The sequence below is a fragment of the Halobacteriovorax sp. RZ-2 genome (assembly GCF_043196685.1).
In the GTDB taxonomy this organism is placed as follows: domain Bacteria; phylum Bdellovibrionota; class Bacteriovoracia; order Bacteriovoracales; family Bacteriovoracaceae; genus Halobacteriovorax_A.
This window is the reverse complement of the sequence record NZ_JBEBMR010000004.1, coordinates 69,314-86,023: the sequence shown is the minus strand read 5'-3', so window position 1 is coordinate 86,023 and position 16,710 is coordinate 69,314. Positions and strand designations below refer to the sequence as shown.

General features: G+C 34.0%; 13 protein-coding genes. 11 read left to right on the top strand and 2 right to left on the bottom strand.

Annotation, left to right across the window (positions count from 1 at the left end; all coding sequences use genetic code 11):
* Window positions 1-141: 141 nt before the first annotated feature.
* The 9 genes from ABMA78_RS14725 to lon all read left to right on the top strand — a co-directional run bounded on the left by ABMA78_RS14725 (window position 142) and on the right by lon (window position 15,325).
* Entirely contained in the window at window positions 142-1,029 is an 888-nt protein-coding gene (locus ABMA78_RS14725) for a hypothetical protein (RefSeq protein ID WP_392861142.1), read from the top strand.
* Window positions 1,026-4,970, top strand: a complete 3,945-nt coding sequence (locus ABMA78_RS14720) for a translocation/assembly module TamB domain-containing protein (RefSeq protein ID WP_392861141.1) — start codon at window positions 1,026-1,028, stop codon at window positions 4,968-4,970. The genes ABMA78_RS14725 and ABMA78_RS14720 overlap by 4 nt, the downstream gene beginning before the upstream one ends.
* Complete coding sequence (locus tag ABMA78_RS14715) at window positions 4,958-7,810, top strand: outer membrane protein assembly factor (protein ID WP_392861139.1); 2,853 nt, start codon at window positions 4,958-4,960, stop codon at window positions 7,808-7,810. Before ABMA78_RS14720 ends, ABMA78_RS14715 begins: the two co-directional genes overlap by 13 nt.
* 236 nt (window positions 7,811-8,046) lie before the next feature.
* On the top strand, window positions 8,047-8,484 hold the full coding sequence (rplM, locus tag ABMA78_RS14710) for a 50S ribosomal protein L13 (protein WP_021267593.1): 438 nt from the start codon (window positions 8,047-8,049) through the stop codon (window positions 8,482-8,484).
* A gap of 15 nt (window positions 8,485-8,499) precedes the next feature.
* On the top strand, window positions 8,500-8,901 hold the full coding sequence (rpsI, locus tag ABMA78_RS14705; protein WP_021267519.1) for a 30S ribosomal protein S9: 402 nt from the start codon (window positions 8,500-8,502) through the stop codon (window positions 8,899-8,901).
* A 102-nt stretch (window positions 8,902-9,003) separates the two neighbouring features.
* Window positions 9,004-11,553 (top strand): hypothetical protein, encoded by a 2,550-nt coding sequence (locus ABMA78_RS14700; protein ID WP_392861137.1) that lies wholly within the window; start codon window positions 9,004-9,006, stop codon window positions 11,551-11,553.
* 117 nt (window positions 11,554-11,670) lie between these two features.
* Window positions 11,671-12,273, top strand: a complete 603-nt coding sequence (locus ABMA78_RS14695) for a hypothetical protein (RefSeq protein ID WP_392861135.1) — start codon at window positions 11,671-11,673, stop codon at window positions 12,271-12,273.
* A 73-nt stretch (window positions 12,274-12,346) separates the two neighbouring features.
* On the top strand, window positions 12,347-12,829 hold the full coding sequence (locus ABMA78_RS14690) for a hypothetical protein (protein WP_103218451.1): 483 nt from the start codon (window positions 12,347-12,349) through the stop codon (window positions 12,827-12,829).
* A gap of 12 nt (window positions 12,830-12,841) precedes the next feature.
* Window positions 12,842-15,325: an endopeptidase La gene (gene lon, locus ABMA78_RS14685; protein ID WP_392861133.1), complete on the top strand. Its 2,484-nt coding sequence runs from the start codon at window positions 12,842-12,844 to the stop codon at window positions 15,323-15,325.
* Window positions 15,326-15,389: 64 nt separating this feature from the next.
* Here lon and rpoZ read toward each other — a convergent pair whose 3' ends face one another.
* On the bottom strand, window positions 15,390-15,602 hold the full coding sequence (rpoZ, locus tag ABMA78_RS14680) for a DNA-directed RNA polymerase subunit omega (RefSeq protein ID WP_021267614.1): 213 nt from the start codon (window positions 15,600-15,602) through the stop codon (window positions 15,390-15,392).
* A 177-nt stretch (window positions 15,603-15,779) separates the two neighbouring features.
* Here rpoZ and ABMA78_RS14675 point away from each other — a divergent pair, with 177 nt between their 5' ends.
* The gene (locus tag ABMA78_RS14675; protein WP_392861131.1) at window positions 15,780-16,019 is read left to right on the top strand and encodes a hypothetical protein; all 240 of its coding nucleotides are present in this window, start codon (window positions 15,780-15,782) and stop codon (window positions 16,017-16,019) included.
* A complete protein-coding gene (locus ABMA78_RS14670; RefSeq protein ID WP_392861130.1) occupies window positions 16,019-16,252 on the top strand; it encodes a hypothetical protein in 234 nt (77 codons plus the stop codon). Before ABMA78_RS14675 ends, ABMA78_RS14670 begins: the two co-directional genes overlap by 1 nt.
* Here ABMA78_RS14670 and ABMA78_RS14665 read toward each other — a convergent pair.
* A complete protein-coding gene (locus tag ABMA78_RS14665; RefSeq protein ID WP_392861129.1) occupies window positions 16,245-16,643 on the bottom strand; it encodes a hypothetical protein in 399 nt (132 codons plus the stop codon). The two genes, ABMA78_RS14670 and ABMA78_RS14665, sit on opposite strands and share 8 nt — an antisense overlap.
* Window positions 16,644-16,710 lie beyond the last annotated feature (67 nt).

Here is a 16,710-nt window from a genome sequence, read left to right as displayed (position 1 = left end):
AGTAAGGGCCCTTTTTTAGGGCCTTTTTCTTGTCTCTATTTCAATTATTTCTGTGGTAAAAAGTACGCTTAACATTAATTAAATTAATTATTTGATATAATAATATTAGATAGTTAGTTGTATTTTTATACCAGAGGCAATGTGTCAGAAAACACAATGACAAATACAAATTTTAATATCAAAACGTTACTTGGTAGTACGCAGGAACTCATTGCGTTTTTAGAAAGTCATCGTGTTGAAAATGAAGAGTCATCACTAAGTCATAATTTATATATTGATTCAATTTTAAAAATTCTATTATTTCATTCAACAGGAAAAGTACAAAAGCTATCAGTCGAGATTAAAAATCTAATAGGTTATTTATTAAAACGAAAAAAATCCAATCGCCTTAATGAATTAAAAAATATTTTAGATCATTTCAGTGTTTCATATTCAGAAAATTTTGATTCATATATAAATATATTAAGTACTGAAAAAGTAGACGAGACTTTCGCGGATTCTATTTCAACGATTACTACTGTTAAAAACTCTGAAAAATATTTCCAATATGAAACATTAAGAAAGAAACTTGAAAGAGACTTAGAGTTAATCGATCCTCTAATGTTCATCGAATCAATTTTTAAAGTCATTCCTTTGTTTTTTGAAACAAGTGAGTATAAGTCTATTATCTATAAGTATGGAAAAAATAGTGATGATAACGATCTGATAAGATCTATTAACTACTACCTAAAAGATTATAGCGATATTTCAGAGTTTGTTAAAACTACATCAAAGCGAACATTAGATAGAGACTATATTGAAGCTTATAAGACTTCTATTAATAAAAAGGATGAGCTTCTATCATTAGTTGAATTAAGAGAAAGATTAGTAGATGGTTGTAAGTCGAAAGATGAATATATCAATACTTTATTTGAAATGGCCGTTGCTTATCGAAAACTCGGTAATGAGGAAAGAGCATACTTTTTAGCAATAATTGTTAACCGAATATATCCTGGTTATAGAAATATAGAGGTTATGTTAAAGAGATGAGATTTGTTAATAAATTTCTAATCATATTCACTCTTGTATTCGGACTTCTTGCTGTTGGGGCCTGGCGTTTTATTCAATCACGATATGTATCAACAATACTAACAGAATATATAAATAAGAATATTATACTTGATTCTAATATGACTCTCTCGTTCTCGAGAGTTTCTGGTGGATTCTTTCCTCCTCGAACAATCCTAGAGGATGTAAACTTTAAGGTCAAAGATGAGTTAGAAGTACATGTAAAGGATGTTTCTGCAGCATTCTCACTACTAAGTCTATTCTCATCAAATGTTAGATTTAACTCAGTAAACTTCAGCGATGGTTACATTGTTCTTGAAAAATTAGAAAAGAGTGAAGATGACACTTCACAAGTGAGTGTATTTAACACGCTTAATAACGTAACTAATCAATTACCATTTAAGATTAATAAAATTGAAATTAGAAATTCTGATTTTTATATTGCTGAAAGTAATCTCAATATTCCAATTAAGCATTTGGCCCTAAGTCCATTCGAATATAGTTACGATATAATCCTAGATATTGAAAATGTTAGTTGGCAAGGTGCCATTGTTGATAATTTATTTTTAGATGCAGAGATCGTTGAAAACAACATTCGTGTCAGAAATGGTTATGTATTCATTAAAGACTCTAAGATAAGTGGTTCTGGAAAATATGAGTTTAAAAACAAAAAGATTCATTCAGATATTGAGTATAAAATAAACTTTGATAGCTTTGAGGATTTAAAGAAGAAGTATAGTGTAAAAATGGATGGTATCCTAGAAGGAAAGGCTACGATAACAGGAGCTATCGATAAGAAAGATATTTTTATAAGTGGTCTTACGAATGGAAGTAATATTCATTCTGATTATGTAAATCTTGATAAGTTTAAAACAAAGTACTCATTCCATAATAATAAATTAACTATAAAAGACTTTGTAGGTGAGATAAATAATGGCCAAGCCAAAGTCTCTGATGAACTAATCTTGAACTTTAGTGAGAATAAAGTAGTTGAAAATAAAGTTGTCGTTGAAACGAAAAATCTTCATTTGAATGATATTTTATACTTCCTGGGTGATGATTTTGTTCTTTTAAAAGGACGTGCAAATGGAAAAGTTCTACTAAGTATGGATGAAAATGGTGCTGTCCTTGTTGATAGTATTGAAGGAAGTCCCATTTATATCAAAAACTTAGCTCTAAAACCTACACTTGATAATATTTTAAACTTTAAGAAGGTAGACATATCAAGTCTAAATATTTTTGCGGGAGATGACTTTAGAATTGGAATTAATGCAAAAAGTAATTCCTCATCACTCGTTGGTTGGGGATCTGTTGTTGGAAGTGAAGTAGATTTCACTGTTAAAGCAAGAGACTTTAGTATCTCTGATCTTGGTGGACAAATTGCTCAAGTTGCAAAAGGCCGAGGTGATTTTGATATTACGATTAAAGGATCAGAGGAAGTTATAATTGATGTAAATACTTCAAACGCAAAATATATTGAAGTATTTGGCTTTCTCTTAGAAAAAGAATCTAGCGCAAGTTTAAAATATTCAATTGATAAGAATATCATTTATGTAAACGAACTTAGAAATAAGACTAATGGCCAAACCACGCTTTCAGGAAATGTGAACCTAGGTAAAGAAGAGGTTGAATTAAATATTGGACTTAAGAATGTTGACCTAAGTCTACTCGAACGAAATGTTAAGCCTATCTGGGAAGATATTAAAATGTATACGACACCTTTTGAAGGTGTCTTTAATGCTGATGTTAATTTGAATGGTAAATTTTCAAACTTTATCACTTCTGTAAATATTAATTCAGATAAGGTGAGCGTTTACAAAGAGCCTATTGATAATATTGCTTTAAAGCTTATCGTTACAAATGATGATGTATCGATCAAGGATGCTTTCGTTAAAAAGAACCAATCTAGTGCATCGGCTGACTTTATTTATAATTTTAAAAATGGATTTGAAGAAATTTCATTTATTACAACACCAATAAAGCTTGGTGATTTTTATCGATATCGTGATCTCGGTTTAGGCTATAATGGCCACTTCTCTGCTAGTATTGAAGCAAAGAGAAATGGTGTTCTCAGAGGAAAAGGGAATGCATACTTAACTGAAACAAAAGTAGGAAATGAAGAGATTGGTGCTTCGGAATTAGAGTTCAGTTTTAAAGATAAGGTAATTAACTTTAATACAAATATTCTAAATCAAAATATCCATATAGATGGTGAGTTAGACTTTAGTAAAAGTCATCCGCGAGTTATTCTTAACTACAATGTCGATATGCCTGATATCAAACCATCTCTATCTTTTATTTCTGAGCACAACTCTTTTAATAATGAATTGAATGGATTTGTTCAGCTGAGTGGACAATTAACTTACGACTTCAATCCAAATCGACCTGTAAGTTCTATTATGAATTTGACTCAATTTCATATTAGTAATTATGGGCGCTCTCTAACATTGAAAAGGCCGACCTCGATTGAAGTTGATCAATCGGAAATTAAGCAGCTTAACTTATCATTAAGCGGTTCCGGTGGTTCATATCATTTAGTAGGGAGTGGAAATTTTGATACTAATTTTCAACTAGTGCAAGACTTAGATATTAATCTTAGTTATCTAACCCTTTTAACAAGTGAGATCGAAAGGATTCTAGGAACGATCAAGGGCAAGGGAATTATTGTTGGAAATCGTAAAAAATATGACTTGTCCCATTCCCTAAGTACTTCAAATTTTGGGCTAAAGCTTAAAAGCGTTCCTTTAGAAATTTCTAATGCTAGTGGTGTCGGTGCCTATCGTGACCAAAAAATACTAATCAATAACCTTAGTGGTGAGATTGGCTCTGGTGACTTTGACTTGTCTGGATATATAAAAGCAAGTTTTCCACTGCCTGAAGTTTATATAACTTCTAATTATACAAATGTAGGCTATCAAGTAGAGTCGCGATCAATTATCAACACAGATGGTAAATTAACTTTAAGTGGCCGTGGTTTTCCATATTTAATTAAAGGAAGTGTTTTTGTTAATGGTGGACTTATTGAAAACGAATTTAATGACTTTAAATCGTCATCAGAGTTCAATAAAAGCTTAAGTAAATATATTACCCAGAACCAAAGAGGTATCCCTGATTTAATTAATCTGGATATCGACTTAAGTATTAAGGAAACTGTTAGACTAAGAAATCGTTTAGCAGATCTCTTGATTGCAGGGGATTTACATATTGATGGACAGTTTACAAACCCAGCAATGCAGGGACAACTTATTATTGTTCCAGGATTAAGTAAGTTTAAATTTAGAGGTAATGACTTTATCTTATCTGAAGGCGTTGTTTACTTTACGAAAGAAGAGAATATTGAACCTATCACTCTAAATCTTTTAGCAAACTCTACTATTGGACAATATGATATTGAAATGGGAATTGCTGGTTCGGTTGACGACATTTCAATCAACTTAGAATCAAATCCATCACTTTCTCGTGATAATATATTTTCACTACTCACACTTGGAGTAACATCTGACTTTTCTCAAAACTTGGAAGACAGTCAAAGAACTAACTTAACGACAATCGGAATTGGTACATTTTTAGTTGATCAGTTAAATATTAATGAAGGCCTAGATGCTGCACTTGGGTTAAAGCTAAGCGTTTTGCCAGAGTTTACTGAAAGCTCTGATAGTCCTATTGAAGAGGCCACGAAATCTGAGCAGTCAGTAAAGACGGCAACTAAGCTACAGATTACGAAAAAAGTGAATGACAATATCAATTTAAAGTTTTCCAATACTTTTGATAGTGAAAGTAATAAACAGTCGATTAACGTTGATTACAGTATAAGTGATAAGCTCTCTATTGAAGGGATCTTTGAAAGTGAAGATGATACAAATAATAAAGAAGGAACAGACGGTTCTGTAGGGGCCGACATAAAATATAAATGGTCATTTTAAGATTAATTGCCACATTCATCTTACTATTTAGTTCTGTTCATGGTGCTGAAAATATTCATATCAAAAATGTTGATATTGACTGTACCGGCCGCGAAGAATGTCTTTTTATCATCGAAAGTTTTAAAAAGTATGAAGGAAAGGAATTAACTCGTGAAGAGTTAAGCCGAATTATTCAATTTGAATTAACAAAGCCATATTACAAAACTTTTTATTATGAAGTTAAAAAGAGCCGTCTAAATATTGTTGTCGAAACAAAGCCTAGAATTCTTTCAATAAACGTAAAGGGGACAGACTCTGTACTTAACCGACGAATCAAAAATGATTTTAAGTTGAAAGAAGGGGACTATTTTGATGACATGTCTGCTCAAGAGGGGCTTAAGGCCATTGGTAAAGAGTATTTTAAAAAGGGCTCAAAAGTAGGTTCAATTTCTAAAGAGTTAAATCAAGAAGGAATTAAGATTACTCTAAATCTATTAAAGAATGAGATCAGGAGACTTGAGGATATAAAATTAAATGGCCTAGTTGGAGTAAACTTAATCGAAGCTGAAAAATTCTGGCATCGTATTAAAGGAAGCTCTCTGGATTTCACAAATTATAAAAAAATGCTTCAAGAGTATCGTTCTTTATTAATAAGAGATGGTTTTTGGCTATCGCGAGTAAAAGAAGAGTTGAACGTTTTGAAAAATGGTAATTATGAGCTAATTTTCAATGTTGAACTAGGATCTCGATTCGGTGTTAATTTTTATAATAACTATCGTTTAAATCATAACGATCTTCTCTCTCACGTTAAGAAGTATATTCAAAATAATAAGGGACGATTTGATGATATTTCGCTTAATCGTCATATTGTGAACTTTTATCGTGAGAACGGTTATTACTACGCAAAGTCTAAGCTAACTGAAGCTCGTGGACTTGATATTAATGGAAATAAAATTCTAAACTTCTATTTTACTATCAACGAAGGACGTAAGGTTAAAGTTGCTCAAATTAATTTTAACGGCAATCACTTAAAAAATAGTAAAAAACTAAATGAAGTCTACTATAAGACAGATTCAGATCTTTTAAAGGCTGACTATCTACATGAAAGAGGACTTGAAAACGCCTCTGAGAAGATTAAAGAGATTTATGTTAAAGACGGTTATATCTTCGTAAATATTGAAAAGCCTAAGGTCGACTTCATCGACGGTGGAGATGCTGCAATTGTCTCTTTTTCAATTTCTGAAGGTTCTCAGTATATATTAAGTAAGATCAATATTGAGGGTGTTGAAGATGAAGAGGCCAGATACTTTATTAAAGATGTCCTTAAAAATAAAATAGGAAAGCCTTTTAATGTTGTTCACATTGATGAGGATTTAAAGAATGCCCTGATTTCTCTAAAAACACGAGGCTATTACTTCAGTACATATACTGAAAAACGTCCTAAAAAGATTGTTAATGTAAACTCTGCAACAAACGAAATTGAATTAAACCTAAAATTTGGTGTTGGTGTAAAGACCTATCTTGGAAATGTCATTGTAACTGGGAACTCAACGACTAAAGATGTTGTTATTAGAAGGGAGCTTCCGTTGGAGCGTGGGGATCTTGTTACTCCTAAGGCCATGAACGACTTTATCGCACGCTTAAGAGAGCTTGGCCTATTTTCAAACGTAAATATTTCTTCATTCGTTGGAGAAGAAGTTTCACCAACAGAGAAGTATCTAAACTTTGTTATTAAAGTTACTGAGAAGGATTTTGGTCTTGCTGAAATAGCACCGGGATTCAGAACCGACCTAGGTTTAAAATTCTCTACGACTATTTCTTATAATAACTTCAATGGAATGAACCGCTCTTTCATTTTTAAGGCCCAGACAAACTGGAGAACTGATTTCTCGTATCTTGATGATCGCAGAAGAGAGGACTCGCGAAAGTTATTAGAAGGGTTAGTACAGTTTCAATATGTTGAGCCGTATCTATTCTATGACCTATTCAAATCCAAAGTAACTTTTAAGGCGACTGCTCGTTACGAAAGAAAAAGATACTCTGACTTTGATGCTGATATCATTAGTTTCTCTCCACAACTGATTAAGACCTTCTCTGATGTTTTATCAATGAGCCTTACTTATGAATTTGATAATATCAGACAATTTGATGCAACAGATGCAATTGATGAAGATAAATATATCATTGGTGCAATCAGGCCTGAACTATCATTAGACTTTAGAGATAATAAAACGCTTCCTAAGAAAGGCTCTTGGTTTAATTTCTCATGGGAATTTGCAAACCCATATCTTGGTTCACAAGAAAGTGAAGACCTAACAATTGACTATCACAAGGCCGTCGTTCGTAATTTTAACTACATCCCTATGGGTGATTTTACCCTAGCAACTTCTATTGCCCTAGGATACGAGCACAACTTCTCAAGCGATATCGTTAAAGATAGCAGTGGAAATATTATTATCGATACTGATGGTAAGCCAATGACAACTGGTTATATCCCACCTTTAAAGGTTTTTCGTTTAATTGGACGCGACTATCTTCGTGGTTATAGTGATTTAGAAAGTGGAAGGCTAACAGACGGTACATATATTAATGATACAACAGTTAGAGGCGAGGCCTTCTTTGTAAACTTCAGACTTGAACCAAGATATTATATTGGTGACTATTCTGCTATTGCTGTTTTCTTTGATGCGGGACGCGTCTTTGTTGATAAAATTGATAACTTTGACCTATTAAAGTCAGTAGGGATGAGCTTTAAGTTTTTTACTCCAATTGGCTCCCTCGATTTTGACTACGGGATCAAATTAGACCGCATTGGTGGTGACTCATTTGGTCGTTTTCACATCACGATTGGCCAATTTTAGAAAATTTCGCAATTTCAAACACTTAAGTTCGAAGAAAATATTACGCATGGCCAAAAAAATAACAATTTCCCATTGTTTTATTGGCATAAATTGTTTAATATCTGCCGAAACCCGTTACCCCACAAACAACGGAATTATGGGCCTTTAGGTCCTTAAGTGTTGTAAACAAATCATTTTATTCTGATGATGCGTTTACGTTTTATTGATTTTTAACATTATTAAAGTGGAAGGTTACTATGTACACTGAGAAATCATTTGTGTTGAAGCCAGCAGACGCTGACAAAAAATGGCACTTAATTGATGCTACTGATATGGTAGTTGGACGTTTAGCAACTGAAATCGCTAATGTATTAAGAGGGAAGAACTCACCAAAGTACACTCCTCATACAGATTCTGGTGATTTTGTTGTTGTTATTAACGCAGAAAAAGTTAGATTTACTGGGAATAAGTGGAACGATAAAGTTTACTACAGACACACAGGGTATGCTGGTGGACTTAAAGAAAGAACTGCTAAAGAACAATTAGAAAGAAAGCCAGAAGCGATTCTTATGAACGCTGTTAAAGGTATGCTTCCTAAGAATTCTCTAGGTAGAAAACAACTAACAAAACTTAAGGTTTTTGCTGGATCTGAGCATGCACATAGCGCTCAAAACCCAGTAGAATACAAATTCTAGTAAGAGGTTATTATTATGGCTAAAGGAAAAACTTGGGATTCACAGGCAGTTGGTAGAAGAAAATCTTCAGTTGCTAGAGTTTACATGGCTGCAGGAACTGGTAAAGTTGTTGTTAATAATAGAGATATCAAAGAGTACTTCACAAAAGGTACAGATAGATACGTTGTTAACCAACCTCTAAACCTACTTAAGCTTGCAGATAAATATGATCTAAAGATCAACGTTACTGGTGGTGGAACTACTGGTCAAGCAGGTGCTACTCGTCTTGGTATTGCAAGAGCAATTCTTAAGATTGATGCAGCTCTTAGAGGCGAGCTTAAATCAGCTGGATTCCTTACGAGAGATCCAAGAAAAGTTGAAAGACAAAAAGCTGGTCAGAAAGGTGCAAGAGCAAAGTACCAATTCTCGAAGCGTTAAGATTTATCTTACAATATTTTCGAATATATGCAGGGCCCACTTTTGTGGGCCTTGTTTATTCATGGGCTTACCAAAAACTTTTCTTCTATGCTATAAATCCATATGGCAAAATCCATTCAGCTTAAAGGCGTAAGAACTAATAATCTAAAAAATATTGATGTTGAATTTCCAATTAACAAGATCACTTGTGTTTCAGGTGTGTCTGGATCAGGGAAGTCTTCACTCGTTTTTAATACATTGGCAAATGAGTCCAAAAGAAGATTTTTGAATTCACTTCCTTCTTCAATGAACTTCTTTGAAAGAGTTCCAACAAGTGCTGAAGTCGATAGTATTTCTCCTGTTTTACCGGTTTGGAGTTTAGCGCAAAATAATCCAATTGTTGGATCGCGCCTAAATATGGCCGATCAACTTGAGATAAGCTACGAGTTAGCGCAATTATATTTTGAGCCATTCTCTACAAGGTGCTTAATTCATGGAAATGAATTTGTTGATGGACTTTCACAGGTTGAAACTGACATAACTGATACTCTAACTGGTGATTGTAAAGTTATTCATGTGCTAATTGGTAAAGATCATTATCTCGAAAATATAAGTGGAATGCCTGCTAGAAGTTTTGACTCAAAAACTTCTACTATCCGTGACTTTGATAAAGAGGATTCCCAATGGGAGATCTTTCGAATAAAGCCTAAGAGCATTGGCCAATTTAGAAAAAAATGGATGGAGCTAATAAAGAATAGTTCTGTTGCCCAGTTAAGTGTTTATCTTGCTGGCCAAGACGAACTAAAGCACTTCAACTTAAATACGACGGCCTTTTGTCCTAAGTGTTCTGAAGAAGAAGTTCGTAGTGCGAGGCAAATTAGTGATCTTCTTCCTTATAATGGAGTCGGGGCGTGTTCTGAATGTAAGGGATATGGGTCAACACTTAGTTATGATATTAATAAAATTGTAAAATTCCCTAAGAAAAAAATCTCTGAAGGTGCCATCACTTTCTTAGAGTACGCTAAATATAGTGAGCATTATAAGTACTTTATTGCTGAAATTAAAAAAGTAGGAGTCTCTCCAGATAGTCGTTTTTGTGATGTTAAAGACGAAGTTGAAGAAATACTTATGAGAGGAAGTGGACGCTTTTATGGTGTTTTAAACTTTCTCTATGGACTTGAAGAGAAGCGATATAAGCGTTCTGCGAGAATCTTTCTAAGATCACTACAAAGTGAAAAATGTTGTCACATTTGTGACGGCAGAAGAGTTTCTCCTAGCGCTCTACTTCATCGTGGAAAACTGCAAAATATAATTTCATATGGAGATTGTTTATCTCTAACTCTAGAAGAATTGTATGAAAACTTATTTGTAGACAAGAGTAATACAATCGTAAAAAAAATCTTAAGTAAACTAGAGATTGCAATCGAGTTAGGCCTAGGTCAATTTCCTCTAATGACAAAACTTAAGTCATTAGAAACAAGTGAATATCAAAAATCGCTACTAGTACGTTATTTAAGCTTTCAAGGAAGTGGCTCTTTATTTGTTCTTGATGAGCCAAGTCTTGGGATGAACTCAGATGAACAAAAAGTATTATTAAAATTTCTAAAAAAACTTTCAACAAATAATACCGTTGTGATGGTTGAACATAGTAGAGTTCTACAGCAAGGAAGTGATCACAATATTGTCATTGGACCAGGTGCAGGACATCTTGGTGGTGAAGTTGTTGCACACAAGCTACCTAAAATTGAAAAAATTCAAAAACAATCATCTAAAAAGAAAGTAGTAGACGAAGAGATTGTTTTCAAAAATATTGAGTTTGAAGGCTTTAGATATAATGAAATTAAATTTCAAGTTGGAACAATTAATCAAGTAAAGACTCAGATGGATTCATTTGATAAGAGGCTTGTTATCAATGCTTTATTTAATGAGTTGAATGAAGATATCTTCAATGAAAAATATGATTTTGAAACTTCTTATGAAATCGATGATTTAAGTTATCCTGATGGAATTGAGAATATTTTTATTTATGAAACTAGGATTGAGAAATCGACTAGTCGTTCTACTGTTGGAACGGCCTTAGACTTGAGTGGCCATGTAAGAAATTATTTCTCAAAGCTTCCAGTTTCTAAGTCTCTTGGCCTAGAAAAAGGACACTTTTCTAAAAACAGTAAGCTAGGTCAGTGTGCAGTTTGTGAAGGAAAGGGCATTCAAGAAATTGATATGCAGTTCTTAGAAGACGTGACTTTCGATTGTGATGAATGTGGTGGAACAGGATTGAAGAAATTCTACGCTACTATCACAGATGGAAAGTATACGATTATTGATGCATGTAAAACACCAGTATCAACTTTATTTGAAACACTACCAACTACACCTAAGATTAAAAGAACGATAGAATATTTAAAACTTCTTAACCTTGATTACTTAACTCTCGATCGAACAATTCCTTCTCTTTCTGGTGGAGAGCGCCTTCGTGTAAAACTTCTAAAGGCCATTGATAAGAAGGTGAAGAATTCGGTTATCGTACTAACAAATATCTCTTACGGTCTATCAATTAATGAACTGACTTCAATATGTGAATTACTTGAGGGATTAACTGGCCAAGGTAATACGTTAGTTCTTCTCGATAACCATGAGATTTTTAGTAATTTCAATACGATAGAGCTTGATTAAAAGACTAAAGTATTAGGTAGAATATCCGATAAGAATTGTATGTTAAGGTTCTTATTGTGCTCTATTTTTATATTTATTTCTATAACTAGTTCAGCACAAGAGTTATTTCAAATCCCATTGAGTAAACAGCTTTCTGAGTCCAATGCTATTATTATGGGAACCTATCAAGGTAGCTTTCCTAAGAAATTAAGTGATGGATCAGTTGTAACTAATGTCTCATTCAAATTAGAGAAGTCAGTTGGACTTGGTTCTCGCCAACTTTTGAATAAGAACTCATTTAGTTTTGTCTATGATGGAGGAACTTGGCAGGGGATCGATTATCCTAACAAGCTTAAGCCAAGATTCGTTGTCGGACGCCGCTATATCGTTCTTTTAAGAAAAGGTGAGTATGATTTCTATCCATTGAACGAGCGCCTTGGCGTGTATAATGTAATTGGTCGCAATGGTGAAGATGCCGTTATTTCTCAGGCTTTTCCAGATAATCCAAAATTTGGTGCCAACTCATTTAGTACATTCAATCTTTGGATAAGTAGTATCTATGGTGAGGGACTGAAAGGAATTGGAACTGATAAAGATATTTTTCATAAGAAGGCCGGAGGCAGGAAAATTGCTTCAGTTGATAATTCTCGAGAATCTAGTGAATATAAAATTCACATCTATTGGTTAGCTCTTTTGTTTGGATTGCTTGGTGCGGCACAGTTAAGAAAATCAAAAGTCTAATTATCCAAATTTACTATTCATTTTTAACGCGCAATTTAGTAAAATTTAACTAATTATCCCATGGAAGGTAAATATGAATCTATTAAAAGTACTTTTGTTAATCACAGTTTTTTCTCTGGGTCACAAGGCCTATTCACAAGATTTATTAAACGAAAGAATTCGTAAAATTCCGGATAAAAAAAGATCAATCTTTTTCAACAAAGGAATCTTTCATTCGACAAATAGCAATACTAATTCTGTACTGAAATCAATTCGTCACGGAAATGGTAGCTCAAGAGGTTTTGAAAGACTTGTTTTCGACTTTGAAACAAATGAGGCTCCAAGAGTCTATGGTTATAAGTCTGAAAAAGAGAATAAGATCTATGTAGATTTCTTTAAAACAAAGCTTAATAAAAAAGTTGGTTCTTTTGGAACTTCTAAACTTGTGAAGAAAGTAGATTTTTATCCAGTTGGAGACGATACGCTTTCTGCAGAACTTGTTATTGATGGAAAACATTCAATTGATGTTTTCACTTTAAAAAATCCAGGTCGATTAGTAATCGATATTAAAAAGTAGGTGTGACTTATTATGAATGAATACGAAGAGTACAACGTGCAAATTAAAGACTCTCAAGGGGATGAGAAATTCCCTGAAGATGTTGTAATCATACCTATTATGAATAGCCCGATTTTTCCGGGAATGATTGCGCCAATTATTTTAACTGAAGATAAGTTCACTGCTGAATTAGATGAGTATCTAATTAAGAGTGGTTATCTTGCTCTTAACCTTGTTAAGAGTGATCTTAAAAATGAAGAAGGTGAGATTGATCCTTCTATTCAAGAAGACCTAGACTCTAGGGAAATCACTTCAAAGGATATTTATAAAGTAGGTGTTCTTTGTAAGGTTGTAAAAAGACTTAAGTTACCAGATGGTTCTGTAAACGTTCTTGTACACGGTATAAAAAGATACCGTGCTTCTAATATTTACGAACAATCTCCACTACTAAGAGCTAAGTACGAAGTTTTTGATGATATCTTAGAAGAAGATGAAGAACTAGATGCATACACTCGTTCAATCATCAATCAGGTTAAAAAGCTTAGTGAAGTAAATGCTTACTTTAACGAAGAAATGAAGCTTGCGATGATTAACTCTTCTTCACCTGGTGCACTGGCAGACTTAGTTGCATTTGCACTATCTCTAGATATTCCAGAAGCACAAGACTTCCTAGAAACTCTTGTTGTTAAGAAACGTTTTGGGAAACTATTAGTATATCTAAAAAGAGAAAAGGATGTTGCTGACATTCAAAAGAAAATCTCTGATGAGGTTAATGACAAAGTTAACAAATATCAAAGAGAATACTTCTTACGTGAGCAGCTCAAGGTTATTAAATCTGAGCTTGGATTGGAAGAAGATGATAAGGCCCGTGACATTAGTAAGCTTAAAGAAAGAATTCTTGAAGCGAAACTTCCAGAAGATGTTCTAAAGTCTGTTAATGAAGAGATTGAAAGACTAGAGGTAATTCCTGATTCATCACCAGAGTACAATGTAACTCGTACATACCTAAATTGGATCGTCGATCTTCCATGGTCAAAGTCGACTGAAGATCATGTCGATATGGATAAGGCGCAGAAGATTCTTGAAAAAGAGCACTATGGCCTTGAGAAAGCGAAAGAAAGAATCATGGAGTTCTTGGCCGTTCGTAAATTAAAGCCACAATTTGATGGAACGATTCTTTGTTTAGCAGGTCCTCCTGGTGTTGGTAAAACATCGATGGGTAAATCAATTGCAGAATCTCTCGGTCGAAAATTCTACCGTTTCTCTCTTGGTGGTATGAGAGATGAGGCAGAGATTAAAGGACATAGAAGAACATATGTTGGAGCAATGCCTGGTCGCTTAATCCAAGCAATGAAGCGTGTTGAGGTGAATAACCCTGTCATCATGCTTGATGAAATCGACAAGCTTGGACAATCTTTCCAAGGTGATCCAGCATCAGCGCTCTTAGAGGTTTTAGATCCTGAGCAAAACCATAATTTCATTGATCACTATCTAGATGTTCCTTTTGATCTTTCAAAAGTTCTTTTCATCTCGACAGCTAATTATATTGGCGATATTCCTGAGCCACTTTTAGATCGTATGGAGATTATTGAGCTTAGTGGTTACACAATGGAAGAGAAACTTTCAATTGCTACTAAATGGGTAATTCCAAAACAGATTAAAAAACATGGTTTAGAAAAGAAAGATATTAGCCTAACAAAAGCAACACTTAAAAAGCTAATCGAAGATTATGCTCGTGAGCCAGGTGTTCGTGTGATGGAGCAGATGATTGCTAAAATGTGTCGTCGCGCTGCACTTGAAAAAGTTAAGGCCAAGAGACATAAGGTATTTAATCCTAAACCTACGGAACTTGAAGATATCTTAGGAACTGCTCGCTATCAAAGTGAGAAGGCCCTTAAGAAGCTTTGTCCTGGTATGACAACAGGTCTTGCTTGGACAGGTTATGGTGGTGATATTCTTTATATCGAAACTCTTTCTCTTAACGGCAAAGGTTTCAAGCTAACTGGTCAGTTAGGTGATGTAATGAATGAGTCTGCTAACCTTGCATATAGTTATGTTAAGCAACTTCTACAAAATGAGATGGAAGAATACTTCAAGATGAAGCCTAAGAGAAAAGCTTCTGATGAAAACGAAGATGAAATGGAAGACTTCCTTTCTGAAAGAGAAGTTCACCTTCACCTTCCTGCTGGTGCAACTCCAAAAGATGGTCCGTCTGCAGGTATTACAATGGCACTTGCTCTTTACTCACTTGCTCACAATGTGACTATTAAGAGTAATCTGGCCATGACTGGTGAGCTATCTTTAACAGGTAAGGTTCTTCCTGTTGGTGGGATTAAAGAAAAAGTATTAGCTGCAAAGAGAGCAGGTATTACGAATATTATGTTACCAATTGATAATGAAAAGGATTTAAAAGAAGTTCCTGAAAGACATAGAAAAGGAATGAAGTTCTATCCTGTAGCACACTTTAATGAAGTTTTAAAAATTGCGCTACCAAAATTCAAACCAAAATTTAAGTAATAAAAAAGGCCCTAATTAGGGCCTTTCTTATATTCAAAATAATTTAAAAAAAATTAAATTCGACTTAGAATTCGTCTGAATCGTACTCACTTACTGGAGCGTGCTTAACTTTACCAGCTGCGATCTCTCTAAGTGCTGTAACAACATCTTTATTTTTACTCTTAACAAGTTGGTCTGCACCATCTCTTAATTGCTTTACGCGTTTAGCAGCTAGGTGTACTAACTCATAGCGGTTTTCAACTTTTTCTAGACAGTCTTCAATCGTAATTCTTGCCATTTTGTGCACTCCGAAAAATTAAATGTGACTTAAGTTATTTTTATAGGACAAAGCGCTGTTTTTGTCTAGAGATAGGGCCTAAATATTTAAAATATTTAGAAGTACTTATACTTTAGTTATGTAATTTAAGTCACTTAGCTCTATTTGTTGAGTACTTTACTTGCATAATAATATCCTATGAAGCAACAATTATTTATATTTATCGAACATCAATCAGTATTAGAATCGGTTAAACATTATCAACAAAAATTCCACGGTATTTGCGCTGGAAATATATTAAGAAAAATTGATTTAATATTTAAAAATGGCCCATGTGATTTGGCAATTGGTTACTATATTTTTAAGATTGATGTAATAAGAATTGAATCACAAACACTTTTTGGTGAAGTGTTAAGTTATAAATATTTTGGTGACTAATGGATGACTCTACAATTGTTGAACTTGCCTTAGAAGAAAGAAAGTTTCTTCATGAAATGTCTAATAAGCTAGCTATTGCAGATGGAATGGCCGCAAAGGTGTTGAAGCTTTTAGAACAACAAGGTGGAGATGAAGAGCTGATAAGAAGACAAAGGAAGGCCACGAAGGCCATTAAAGAGCAGATAGAACTTCTTAAGCAAAGAAGGTTTCTGCTCCATGAACGCTCTAATTGAGACTTACGTTAACCTGGTCTCCAACCATAAATGCAGGTATCTCTAAAATAGGATGTCTTTCTTTATCGTTAAAATTCTTTGTTACTGCAATTGAGGTATCAGAGTCATGATGAATAACTTCAAGTTGTCCAACTTTCATCTTGTGACGGTAGCGTTTCTCACGATCATATGGATCGTTTAAAATCACAACACGATACACATCAAGTAAGGTACCATTCTTAATACCTTGTTTTTCACCTAAGTTTACGTAGTAGTTTTTTTGAATTTCTTGAACGTCATTGGTCATTGGCAGTTCATGTTCTACAGAATAGATCATATAGTCATTTGCCATGACTTGAGCTTGAAATAGTATCCCTATGATGACGAGTATGAAATGTGCAAGAGTCTTCATTCATTACTTCCTTTGTTGCAGTAGTAGGCTTTACAAGCGTACTGATCTACTATTCGGAAATATGGGG

Bases quoted from the DNA above. Each gene is read 5' to 3' on its own strand.
- rpoZ (WP_021267614.1), bottom strand. From the start codon at position 15,602: ATGGCAAGAATTACGATTGAAGACTGTCTAGAAAAAGTTGAAAACCGC.
- ABMA78_RS14670 (WP_392861130.1), top strand. From the start codon at position 16,019: ATGGATGACTCTACAATTGTTGAACTTGCCTTAGAAGAAAGAAAGTTT.
- ABMA78_RS14700 (WP_392861137.1), top strand. From the start codon at position 9,004: ATGGCAAAATCCATTCAGCTTAAAGGCGTAAGAACTAATAATCTAAAA.
- ABMA78_RS14675 (WP_392861131.1), top strand. From the start codon at position 15,780: ATGAAGCAACAATTATTTATATTTATCGAACATCAATCAGTATTAGAA.
- ABMA78_RS14665 (WP_392861129.1), bottom strand. From the start codon at position 16,643: ATGAAGACTCTTGCACATTTCATACTCGTCATCATAGGGATACTATTT.
- lon (WP_392861133.1), top strand. From the start codon at position 12,842: ATGAATGAATACGAAGAGTACAACGTGCAAATTAAAGACTCTCAAGGG.
- rplM (WP_021267593.1), top strand. From the start codon at position 8,047: ATGTACACTGAGAAATCATTTGTGTTGAAGCCAGCAGACGCTGACAAA.
- ABMA78_RS14690 (WP_103218451.1), top strand. From the start codon at position 12,347: ATGAATCTATTAAAAGTACTTTTGTTAATCACAGTTTTTTCTCTGGGT.
- ABMA78_RS14715 (WP_392861139.1), top strand. From the start codon at position 4,958: ATGGTCATTTTAAGATTAATTGCCACATTCATCTTACTATTTAGTTCT.
- rpsI (WP_021267519.1), top strand. From the start codon at position 8,500: ATGGCTAAAGGAAAAACTTGGGATTCACAGGCAGTTGGTAGAAGAAAA.
- ABMA78_RS14720 (WP_392861141.1), top strand. From the start codon at position 1,026: ATGAGATTTGTTAATAAATTTCTAATCATATTCACTCTTGTATTCGGA.